General features: G+C 56.3%; 9 protein-coding genes and 1 pseudogene. 8 read left to right on the top strand and 2 right to left on the bottom strand.

Going from position 1 to position 10787, the window contains the following annotated elements:
* Positions 1 to 247 precede the first annotated feature (247 nt).
* Both RMS03_RS09710 and RMS03_RS09705 read left to right on the top strand, forming a co-directional pair.
* The gene (locus RMS03_RS09710) at positions 248 to 2071 is read left to right on the top strand and encodes a serine protease (RefSeq protein WP_310626867.1); all 1824 of its coding nucleotides are present in this window, start codon (positions 248 to 250) and stop codon (positions 2069 to 2071) included.
* Positions 2072 to 2216: 145 nt separating this feature from the next.
* Positions 2217 to 2399, top strand: a pseudogene (locus RMS03_RS09705) (tRNA guanosine(34) transglycosylase Tgt); the annotation flags it as partial.
* 430 nt (positions 2400 to 2829) lie between these two features.
* Here the strand turns inward: RMS03_RS09705 and RMS03_RS09700 are convergent.
* Both RMS03_RS09700 and RMS03_RS09695 read right to left on the bottom strand, forming a co-directional pair.
* Complete coding sequence (locus RMS03_RS09700) at positions 2830 to 4407, bottom strand: GMC family oxidoreductase (RefSeq protein ID WP_310626866.1); 1578 nt, start codon at positions 4405 to 4407, stop codon at positions 2830 to 2832.
* Between the two features lie 30 nt (positions 4408 to 4437).
* Positions 4438 to 5004, bottom strand: a complete 567-nt coding sequence (locus tag RMS03_RS09695; RefSeq protein WP_310626865.1) for a hypothetical protein — start codon at positions 5002 to 5004, stop codon at positions 4438 to 4440.
* Positions 5005 to 5187: 183 nt separating this feature from the next.
* On the opposite strand from RMS03_RS09695, the gene RMS03_RS09690 reads away from it, so the two are divergent.
* From RMS03_RS09690 to tadA, 6 genes are all read left to right on the top strand, one after another.
* Entirely contained in the window at positions 5188 to 6297 is a 1110-nt protein-coding gene (locus RMS03_RS09690) for an AraC family transcriptional regulator ligand-binding domain-containing protein (protein ID WP_310626864.1), read from the top strand.
* A 151-nt stretch (positions 6298 to 6448) separates the two neighbouring features.
* Positions 6449 to 7909 carry a coniferyl aldehyde dehydrogenase gene (locus RMS03_RS09685; RefSeq protein WP_310626863.1) on the top strand — a complete coding sequence of 487 codons (1461 nt, stop codon included), beginning with the start codon at positions 6449 to 6451 and terminating at the stop codon, positions 7907 to 7909.
* A gap of 147 nt (positions 7910 to 8056) precedes the next feature.
* Complete coding sequence (infA, locus tag RMS03_RS09680; RefSeq protein WP_310626862.1) at positions 8057 to 8314, top strand: translation initiation factor IF-1; 258 nt, start codon at positions 8057 to 8059, stop codon at positions 8312 to 8314.
* Positions 8315 to 8368: 54 nt separating this feature from the next.
* A complete protein-coding gene (locus RMS03_RS09675) occupies positions 8369 to 8740 on the top strand; it encodes a VOC family protein (protein WP_310626861.1) in 372 nt (123 codons plus the stop codon).
* Between the two features lie 9 nt (positions 8741 to 8749).
* The gene (locus RMS03_RS09670) at positions 8750 to 9370 is read left to right on the top strand and encodes an FMN-binding negative transcriptional regulator (protein WP_310626860.1); all 621 of its coding nucleotides are present in this window, start codon (positions 8750 to 8752) and stop codon (positions 9368 to 9370) included.
* Entirely contained in the window at positions 9367 to 10401 is a 1035-nt protein-coding gene (gene tadA, locus RMS03_RS09665) for a tRNA adenosine(34) deaminase TadA (protein WP_310626859.1), read from the top strand. The genes RMS03_RS09670 and tadA overlap by 4 nt, the downstream gene beginning before the upstream one ends.
* Positions 10402 to 10787 lie beyond the last annotated feature (386 nt).

Raw genomic sequence — 10787 nt, 5'->3', positions numbered from 1 at the left:
TTGGTATCGTTCTTCTCGGCTGAGGTGCTTGTACATTGGGCAACTTCGACTTGGCGGTTAAAGCGGCCATGATGCTCTCGCATCCTCAGCCACCTATAACCAGTTCATCTTTGTTGCACTTCGTCCTTGAATCCGCCTGCTAATAGAGCGATTTTGATTTTGATTTTTCCTTTTTTACGCTTACCGTTCGATTTTGAGCACGCTTTACAATTGAAGGCTTATATAACAATTTCAATCAGGAGTTCCAATGATTAATAATCTCTTTAACAATCGCTATGTGCTCGTCCTTTTTTTATCAAGTCTTTTAACTGCGTGTGGTGGCGCATCTTCTTCCATCGACGCCTATTCAAGCACGCGTGAATCCATTAAAACCTTGCTTGGCGCCGTAACACAACGGGAACCCGTTCTCAGCAGCGATGCCGACTTGGCACGTAAGGTTGCTCCCGCAGTTGTGCGAATCTCTGTTGACGTGGTCACCACACTACCCAACGGGTTTGAAGTGACTGGAAACTCAGGCGGAACGGGCTGGGCGATTGCAGGGGATTTGATTGTGACCGCCCAGCACGTCATTGAAGATGCTTACAGTGCATTAGAAAAAAATACTTGCACAACCAAACTGAGCAATGGAAAGTGCGCCCAAGTCCTTGTGCACACTTTCGACGGTCGAAGCATCGAGGCCAAAATCGAGAAGACCAATGACAAGGCCACGATTCGAATTGCAACCCAGAATCCACAACCACTCCCTCCTTATGATTTGGACATGGCATTGCTGCGCCTACCTGCAAACATCATGAGTCAAAAACTGGCGATAGCTCCCACCAGTAAGGTCGCTGGCAATCATGTCATCACCATCGGAAATCCAGGCCTCATGGTAGCTCGAACAGGGGGCTGGTCAGTGACCGTTGGGCGGCCCGCCGTGGTTTGTTCCGACATCGATGGTCTGAACACACAGATCAACGAGCTCAAAGGTCCAGACGCGGAGACATACTTTGCCATTGATGCGGACGGTGGCAATAGCGGAGGCCCCATCGTTGATTCCGATGGCTATGTGGTCGCTATGCTTACTGGTTCAAGCGTCAATCGCGCAAGGACAGCTTGCGAAGCTCCCAAATCAAAAAATGCACCCGAGGTTATTTTGACCCTTCTGGGCACAGCCAACCCAAGCGTCTATGGTGGCCCCAACGCCACGGCCATGCGTGCGCAAATTACCAAATGGGCTCCAAGCGGATTTTCTGAGTACACAACACCCAATCAATACACTAAAGCCTCCTGGGTCGAAGGAGATGATTCATTTAGCAATTCGCTAAGTAATCTTGAAATGAATCAACTCAAAACCGCGCTGACCCAGAGCCGCTCTTCCACCTTGCAAGTAATGCAAGACTACGATTGTGATGGCCCTATGCCAGCACTAGAAATGGCCGCTGCAGTGCTCATTGGCCCAGGACGGGCGTTGACGGCCAACCACGTTGCGCAGGGCCTGAGTCGCCTACCGCCTGGTGCTTGTGGAACTTTGAAAAACATCGCAGGACAAAGCATCAAGATCACGGGTATTGCACTTGCCGTGGACGCTGACCAAATGGCTGGCATTGACTTGGCTCTACTGACATTTGATGATGGTGATGGTAAAAAAATGTCAGCCAGTCAAGTGGTATCAACGGCCACCAAAGACCCCTCAACGAATGATGTGGTGATGGCTGTTGGGAATCCTGGCATTACATCTGGAGGTTTAGGGGTCTTTGTAGCCACTGCTGGGCGTCACCTAGGGTGGGGAATCAAATCCGATGGCAAGGGCGGCACCACGGACAACACCAATTTATTTGCATCGTCCGTTCCCGCGCAATCTGGCAATAGTGGTGGCCCTGTATTTAATTCCAACGGAAAGCTGATAGGCATTATCAGCAATGGCCAAATACCGGACGTGCCAACGAAACCATCTTTCTTGAAAATTCGCCAATTCTTGCCTGCTTTGATTGATAGCGACCGCAAAGGTTTTGTGACTCAGATGGTCTCTCGCAGTGCCATTGAAAATTTCATAAAAAACCCGCCTCAACCAGGGCCAGTCGGCCAATGATTGATCGACCGTCCAGGTCGATGAAGTGCAGGACGCTGAAGAATATCCTTCAGCGAAATCGAGGCAGCATCCGAGCGGCTGCGTTACTTTATGCGACGCGATAGCGCGGTACAGGGCATGGTAGCTGCGCTACTTCTTGTGGTGTATGCCCACCCGCAATGCACGCACGATGTGTACCCGTTTTGGCGACTTGGACATTCGCAACGCCCTTCACAAAATTGACCACTGCCCGCTGGACACCACCTGCACCTGCATGCCCTGTGCAGGGCGCAGGGGCGAGAGTTGCGACGATGGCGGGAATGAAGCTTTGTCACGCGTCTACCTACACGACTCTTGAGTTTCATGCGAGGTTCAGATGGCTCTGGAGCAAGGGTGGATTTACCGCGTTTAGGGCTCAGCTTCCATCTGATACCTGAAGCAAAGCAAAGCGCACGATCCGCTGCTTGAACGATTTGTAACTAATGGACAATCTCAGATTAACGATGACCTGCACCGCACAGCACAGGCCCGCATGATGCCCAAAAAAGCAATCGGAAAGGCCGCCCCGACTGACGGTTCACATCCGCATAGCTCATTGTCTGGCCAAAGGCCCGAACGGTCGGCATGGCGTTGCATGGGGCCGCCTCCAGCATGGTGGTGACGGTCTCGAAGGGCGACGCTGGTAAGGATTCTGAAATGCCGTACTGGCGGTAGGCTGCACTCTAGGGGCGCTCTGCGCTCTGGGTGGACGGGCTATTCGGCTGCGCAGTTGTCACCAGTCATGCGCCTTTGAGCGCCTTGACCAGTGCGTGAGCGTTTTTGTGTGCCGTGGCGTAGATGCTGAGCTGAGGATTCAGGCCGATGGAGGTGGGAAACACCGAGCCGTCAATCACCGAAAGGTTCTCGATGGTGTGGTGGCGGCCCCATTCGTTGACCACCGAGTTGCTGGTCGAGGTGCCCATTTGGCAACCACCCATGACGTGCGCAGAGCCGCCCAGCAGGCGCAGCGGGTCCATCGACGCCGTTTGTGTCCACTGGCGGACTTCGTTCAGGTTCTTGAGCGGCGTTGCTTCCATGTGCATGGGCATGACTTGTTGGGCACCCGCGGCGAACTGGATCTCAGCGAGTTCGATCGTGGCGCTCACCAAGCTTTTTTTGACGAAGTCGGTGATCGGATAGTCCAACACCACGCCAGTGTCGCCGCTGAGCTCTACCGTACCACAGGCCTCGTGATCATTGAAGCCGTCGCGGTGCAGTGCATCGATGCCGTGCCAATGCGGTAACGCCTTCATCAATTCGGCGCTGGCGGGGCCAAAGCTCTTGTCGACCAGCGAGGCCATGAGCAAAGGGGTTACTGGCAGGGCTTCGAGCTTGTAGCCCATGCGGGCGGTGCCGTTGACCTTGCCCTCATGTAGCATGTAATGTTCGGAGTAAACCGAGTGCGGCGCACCGTGAAAGGCGTTGACGGGCTCTTCCATGCGGGCCAGGGTCACGGCCACTGGGTGCAAAAAAGTTCGTTTGCCTAGCTTGCCTGAGGGATCGGGTACTTTCGAGCGCATTAACAACGCGGGTGAGCGGATGGCACCCGCGGCCAGCACCACATGTTTTGCATTGACACGGATTTTTCGACCGGTTGGTGTTTGACCCAGCGGATCCATAGCCAAGGCCTCGACGCCCGTGGTGCGCTTACCGTCATGTTGAATCGTTATGGCCTCAGCGCAATACACTAGCGTAGCCCCTTGGTCAAGCGCGCTGGGAATGGTGGTGACCAGCATGCCTTGTTTGGCATTGATCGGGCAACCCACCCCACACAAGCCCGAATTGGCGCAAGCCTTGACGTTGCGTTTGATGATGGCCGATTTGAAGCCCAGCTTCTCGCAACCACGCGCTAGCAGGGCATTATTCTCATTGGGCGGCGCGTCCGACCAGGTGTGCATATTCAGGCGTTGCTCAACGGCGGCAAAGTGCGGCGCCATGGCCGCACTGTTGAAGCCCTTGAGGCCGTACTGGTCTTCCCAAAACTTGAGCGTAAAGTCTGGCGTGCGGAAGCTCGTAGTCCAATTGACGGTTGTGCCACCGCCCACGCTGCGGCCTTGTAGCACCACCATGCCCTTGTCTTTGGTGCGTTGGGCGCCGGCGTCCATGTAGAGCATGGGGAAGGCTTCTGCCTCGTTCTGCGAGAAGTTCTTGGCGGTATGGTATCCACCCTTTTCCAGCATGACGACCTTCAGGCCGGCCTGGGTCAGGATTTCGGCGGTCATGCCGCCACCAGCTCCAGTGCCGACGATGACAACATCGGCGTCTAGTGTCAGGTCTTGCGTCAGAGTGGAACCATTGTAAGTAGTGCGTTTATTCATATTTATGCTCCGATTTATGCTTCGTTTCGTTCAAACTTCCACTCCTGGTCCGCGCAGCAGCGGGCCAGGGTAGCCAATTTGTGCCCAGGTGTTGGGGCTGGCGTAGTAACAGCTCGCCACCAGATCTCGCAACCCCATGTAGACGGCGCGACGCAAGCCCACCGACGACGTGCGCAGGCCCTGTAAGGTCGCGCCGACTTGTTCTCGGCTGGCATTAGCCCAACCCGACCACTGACCAATAAGCAAGGCGCGGGTGGGCGCTAGACCCAGCATCACTAGCAGGTCTTGAGTTTCTTTCTGAATGTGTGGAGGCAAAGCTTGTAGCGAGGCCTCGACGGTGGCGACCACACGCACGATTTCGGCCTGGCGAGCGGCGGCATTGGTGGGCAGCATCCCGTCAAGAATTGCGTCTGCAAGCTTGGCCAGCATGGTCTGCGCCTGCGCATCCAACAGCCGCGCCTGGGGGTACAGGATGCGGGCGCCTTGGTCGGCAAAGTGGCTGGCCACCCAACCGCCGGCGGCGATCAGGGCGAGCGAGGCCGCTCCGGTTTTTAGAAACGAACGGCGTGAACGTTCTAGTACATATTTACTGGTCATATTGCATCTCCTTGTTGTCTTCACCTCGACCCACAAAGCAGACCACTGGTAACAGCACCTAGTGTTAAAAACCCGCTTCGTGACTATACTGATTTAGCAAATTTTTTTGTCTGGCTTCAGTGGCGCAGACTTGAACAGCTGCTCAAGAATAGAGACGCCATCACGCCATTGAAAGGACATTGGATGCCAGTCTGGGGGACTTCGGTTGCCATCGAAAACGCCTACGCCGCCAAGCCGGCGTCGCGGCGTTTTGTGTCGGTGGACGATCCCGTGTTTGCGGTGCACAGCCTGACCGGCTTGTTGCACTGGGCGCAGAGTGTCGGCTGGTCGGCGCACGATCTGTTTGGCAGAGGCTACGCCGAAACCCCCGCCGACCGCATGAGTTACATCCGCATCCGAGAGGGCATCAACCGCGCACTACACCGCCATGGCGGGTTGTCGCTGGCCTGTGAAACGGGTCGCTACAAATCGGTGACGCAGCTGGGGCTTTTGGGGCCAGCATTTTCGGCCCAAGCTACCGTCGGTGCCGCCATCGAATTCGGGCTTCGTCACCAGTTGCTGGCGGGCTCGCTGATGGCGCATACGCTGGTGCACGATACCAGCGAGCCCGGCACTTGCGCTATTGAATCACCACAACTCTTTGACGACCCCGAGTGCCGCGGCTTCTTGGAGATAGACCACCTTCTGACCAACATCAACGTCGTCAAAGCATTTTGTGCTGGCGAGTTCCCGCTGATTCGGGTGGAACTACCAGACCACGACCCACACGTTGCAGCGCAGCTAACCCAGTTACTGGGTGTCCCTGTGAGTTGCGGTGCCCAGGTGGCGCGCATGGTGTTTCCCGACCGTGTGCTGGAGGTGCGCAACCCCCATCACGACCCCCACACCTGTGCTTATTGGGAAGCCCTGTGCGAGCAGGAAATCCGCGCCATCGGCCTAGGCAACCAGAGCACGTTGTTGGCGCAGCTGTTTTCACTCAATGGACATCTGCTGCGGCTGGAAGACATCGCGCAGTGCATGCACGTTAGCCTGCGCACGCTGCACCGCATGCTGGTTCGCGAAGGCATCGACTACTCGCAATTACTCGACCAAGACCGCCGCAACTGGTCCATCCAGATGCTCAAGCAAGGCGCTTCGAGCGAAGCGATTTCGCTTGTCGTCGGCCTGTCTGATGCACGCAGCTTTCGCCGAGCGTTCCGTCGCTGGACGGGCTTGTCACCAGCAGAGTTCCGCCAACTGCACCAAACGCCAACCACCCCTGCGCTACAGCCACTCCCCGTCGCTGGCAACTGAGTCCCCTCCCCCTGCTAAGCGCCATCCAAGCCATGGCGGAAAAACATCGCTTGTGTCAGTCAATGTCCGAGGATTGACAGTCCGCGTCCTTCGCCACAGGGCTGACGCAAGTCTAGCATCATGGCGCATCACCCTAACAACGGAGACAACCATGAACATCATCGACCCAACACAACAAGACCAACTGGCGCTGCCCATTCCTAAAGAGTTCACCACCACGCTAGAGTTGCAGCGCAAGGCCTACTTGGCCAACCCCAACCCCAGCTACCGTGAGCGTGCGGCCGACCTCAAAGCACTCGCACGCATGCTGAAAGAAAACCAGTCCGCCTTAGTCGAAGCCATCAACCAAGACTACGGCAACCGATCAGAATTCGAAACCCTGTTCAGCGAGTTTTTTGTGGTGCTCGACGGTATTCGTGACACCCTCAAGCACCTCAAGGGTTGGATGAAGCCCATGCGTCGTCACGTTGACGCGATGATGTACCCCTTGGCCAAAAACAAATTGATCCCGCAGCCACTGGGCGTGGTGGGCGTGATCGTGCCGTGGAACTTTCCGCTCAACCTGTCGATTGCGCCGCTGACCTCCATTTTTGCCGCTGGCAACCGCGCGATGGTGAAGATGTCGGAAAACTCCTCCCTCCTCGCGAGGACACTCAAGGAGCTAAGCCCCAAGTATTTCCCGCAGGACAAGCTGGCATTTTTTGAAGACGCTGGCGGCCACGGCCCATCTTTCAGCTCCTTGCCATTCGACCACCTGCTATTCACAGGCTCTGGGCAGACTGGCCGTGCCGTCATGGCCAACGCCGCGCGCAACCTCACGCCAGTGACGCTGGAACTCGGCGGCAAATCGCCCGCCTTTGTCGGGCCTGACTTCTCTATCAAAACCGCAGCCGAACGCATCATGTGGCTCAAGCTGCTCAACGCCGGGCAAATCTGCACCACCATCGACCACGTATTCCTGCCCGCAGGCAAGGTTGACGAGTTTGTGGCGCACGCCAAACGCTTGGTGGCCGAGCGCTATCCCGATATCAACAATTCCGATTTCACCTCCATCATCGACGCACGCGCCTTCCAGCGCCTGCACGCCACCCTAGCCGACGCCGAAGCCAAAGGTGCCCAGCTAGTGAACCTAGCGCCGCAGACCACACCTGACGCCGTGCTGCGCAAGTTTGCGCCACACTTGGTGCTGGGCGCCACGCCCGAAATGACAGTGCTGCAGCGCGAGATCTTCGGCCCAATCCTCCCGATACTGACCTACCGCGACCCCGAAGAGGTGCTGCGTTACATCAACGCGCACGACAGGCCACTGGCGATCTACCCCTTCACCCATAACAAGGGGCTGCAAAACTTGTTCATCGACCGCACCATGTCGGGCGGCGTGTCGATCAACGAGGGCATCCTGCATGTGGCACAGCACGATCTGCCGTTTGGCGGCGTCGGTGCCAGTGGCATGGGCCACTACCACGGCTACGAGGGTTTTGTCACCTTCTCCAAGCTGCGCCCGGTGTACTACCAAGCGCCGTTTTCCACTATTCAGATGATGTTCCAACCACCCTTTAGCAACAAGAAGGCGCTGAACATCATGAAACTCCTGATTATGCTGCGCGGATAAGCCGCGACGGGGGTTGGTTAATTGGGGTCTGGTAATGTCGTCAAGCCATCATGGGAGTAAGCCCAAAACACAAACAGCCTACAATTGCAAGTTGTTGGCAAAGCGCCCGTTTTGGGCTTGATTTTTAAATTAGAGAACACTGAGTACATGGCAAAAGAAGAAATGATCGAAATGAAGGGTGTCGTGACCGAGGTCTTGCCCGACTCTCGCTACCGCGTCACTCTGGAAAACGGTCACTCACTGATCGCATACACCGCTGGCAAAATGCGTCTGCACCGCATCCGTATCATCGAAGGTGACAAAGTCACGGTCGAACTGTCCCCCTACGATATGAACAAAGCCCGTGTGACTTTCCGTCACATCGAAGGCAAGGGCCCAGGCCCAGCGGCCAAACGCCGTTTCTAAATCTGCAACCGCCTTGCGGTATCTTGCCGTGAGGTAATTTACCAAGAGGCTCACATGATCAGTCACACCAGTATTGGCACCAATGATTTGCCACGCGCAGCTGCGTTTTATGACGCGTTGTTTGCGTTGATCGATGGCAAACGTTTTTTTGAGTTAGAGCGCGGCATTGGTTGGGGTGTGAAACCTGGTCAACCCATGTTCAGCGTACTCAAGCCTTTTGATGGTCAGCCCGCCACGGTGGGCAACGGCAATATGGTGGCCTTGACGGTCGCCAGCCAAGCACTGGTTGACGCCCTGCATGCCAAAGCCTTGGCGCTGGGCGGCACAGACGAAGATGCCCCCGGTTTGCGCGGTGGCGGCTACTACGGTTGCTACTTCCGTGATTTAGATGGGAGCAAAATCGCCGCGTTCTACCGTCAAAGCTAGGGCCTTGGTGTGTATCTGCCCCCGCAGTTCAAGACCAAAGATGAGGCTCATACGCTCGCACTCATGCGGGCGTATCCCTTTGCAAGCCTGATCAGCGTGGATGACGAAGGGTTCCCTTTTGTCACGCACTTACCCCTTCATTTGACGCAGCAAGATGGGCAGCACCTGTTGCTCGGCCACTGTGCCAAGCCCAACGCACATTGGCGCTATCTGCAAGCGCGGCCACAAGCACTGGTCACGTTCATGGGGCCGCAAGCCTACATGTCACCCAAGGTGTACCCAGACCTCACGCGCGTGCCCACATGGAGCTATTTGGCCGTACACGCGAAGGTGGAGGCGACCTTGGTGGAAGAAGCGCATGCCAAAGACCGTTTACTCAAACAGCTCATTGGCGGCCATGAGCCGCCTTATGCCGCGCAATGGCGCAGTTTGGGTGAAGACTACCAACACAAGATGCTCAATGGCATCGTCGCCTTTGAGTTGCGCATCACCGAGTTGCAAAGCAAACTCAAGCTCAACCAGCATCGCCCTGAATCACACGCCGCCATGTATGCCGCTTATGCGCAGGGCACGCCCGATGAGCAGGCTTTGGCCGACTGGATGGTCAAACTCGGCATGGTTCAAGCATGACGCAAGCCAAGACGCCATATCATTCAGCGCAAGACCTCGGTTTCATGCAACTGGCGCTACGCCAAGCACACGCGGCAGCAGCGGCAGGGGAGGTGCCTGTGGGCGCCGTGGTGGTGAGGGCAGGGCAGGTGATTGCGGCGGGCCACAATGCGCCACGCACAAGTCACGACCCGACTGCACATGCTGAGATCAACGCCATGCGAGCGGCGGCACAGGCGCTGGGCAACTACCGACTGGATGATTGCACCTTGTATGTCACGTTAGAGCCTTGCGCGATGTGCAGCGGTGCGACCCTGCATGCCCGCTTCGAACGGGTGGTGTTTGGCGCCACGGAGCCTAAAACAGGCGCAGCCGGCTCGGTGTTGAACCTCTTCACACACGAACACATCAACCATCAAACCAAGCTCACAGGTGGCGTGCTGGCGGATGCATGCGCACAGGTGATGCAAGATTTTTTTGAGCAACGCCGGGTCGAGCAGCAACGCAGCAAAGTCCCTTTGCGCGAGGATGCGTTGCGCACGCCAGACCTTGCTTGGGAAGGGTTCGATCTGCCGCTTTCGTTTTCGCATTTCACGTCTGATTTGCCCGCCTTGAACGGCTTGCGTCTGCATTGGTTTGACAACCGCACAGATTCGGCTATAGCACCGCATGTCTATTTACATGGGCCCGACGGGTGGAGCGCGCAATACATCGCGCAACTGCAATCATCACAGCCGACCGTTGCCATTGACCTGCCAGGCTTTGGTTTGTCGGATAAGCCTAAGAAAATTGCTACGCATCGTTTAGCTTGGCACGCTCAGGTGCTGCGTGAATCCATGGACAGTCTTCACCCTGTGCCTGTGGCATTGCATGCCCCGCGTGCCATGGCACCTTTGTTGGCAGAGCTTCGCTTACCCGTTCATTGGGATGACGTGCCACCACTGCCCGAAGCTCTGAGCCAAGCCCCTTATCCTGATCGTGGTCATGGGGCCGGTCCTCGGGCCTTGAGTACCTTGTTGGCAGAGCCAACACCATCGCCTTCATCTCTTTGAACATGACAAGCCTAGCCACGCCTGCCCTCGGTACGAAATGAAGTGTCAGAGGGGCGATCTCGGAGGAGGGGCTTACTTACAAATTCGCTCATTGCTCGACAAGCAGCAGTTTTATGACCCCTTGGGTTTGGCACTTGACGCAGGCATTTCATCGGCCACTTGTCCGTTGTTTGGCCGTCTGTGCAAAAACTCGCCGACCTCATGCAAACCTGGGTACTCAAAGACAAGCGGGTGTTAGAGGTGGGCTAACAGGCTGCTGAAATACCGCTCGACAAGACGACACATGTTCTCTGTGTGATCGGTGATTCGCGTGATGATTTTGCGATTTGAAATCCCCGCTCGTTTGAGGCTGATTTTGGGTGCTTTTGACAGTGTTTTGCATCGTT

It is taken from the genome of Limnohabitans sp., assembly GCF_031538885.1.
Classification (GTDB): Bacteria; Pseudomonadota; Gammaproteobacteria; order Burkholderiales; family Burkholderiaceae_C; genus Limnohabitans.
The sequence above is the reverse complement of the archived record's forward strand: the minus strand, read 5'-3'. Positions and strand labels throughout refer to the sequence as shown.

What these genes read in the sequence shown, in the direction of transcription:
- RMS03_RS09710 (WP_310626867.1), top strand. Translation starts at nt 248, where the DNA reads ATGATTAATAATCTCTTTAACAATCGCTATGTGCTCGTCCTTTTTTTA.
- RMS03_RS09700 (WP_310626866.1), bottom strand. Translation starts at nt 4,407, where the DNA reads ATGAATAAACGCACTACTTACAATGGTTCCACTCTGACGCAAGACCTG.
- RMS03_RS09695 (WP_310626865.1), bottom strand. Translation starts at nt 5,004, where the DNA reads ATGACCAGTAAATATGTACTAGAACGTTCACGCCGTTCGTTTCTAAAA.
- RMS03_RS09690 (WP_310626864.1), top strand. Translation starts at nt 5,188, where the DNA reads ATGCCAGTCTGGGGGACTTCGGTTGCCATCGAAAACGCCTACGCCGCC.
- RMS03_RS09685 (WP_310626863.1), top strand. Translation starts at nt 6,449, where the DNA reads ATGAACATCATCGACCCAACACAACAAGACCAACTGGCGCTGCCCATT.
- infA (WP_310626862.1), top strand. Translation starts at nt 8,057, where the DNA reads ATGGCAAAAGAAGAAATGATCGAAATGAAGGGTGTCGTGACCGAGGTC.
- RMS03_RS09675 (WP_310626861.1), top strand. Translation starts at nt 8,369, where the DNA reads ATGATCAGTCACACCAGTATTGGCACCAATGATTTGCCACGCGCAGCT.
- tadA (WP_310626859.1), top strand. Translation starts at nt 9,367, where the DNA reads ATGACGCAAGCCAAGACGCCATATCATTCAGCGCAAGACCTCGGTTTC.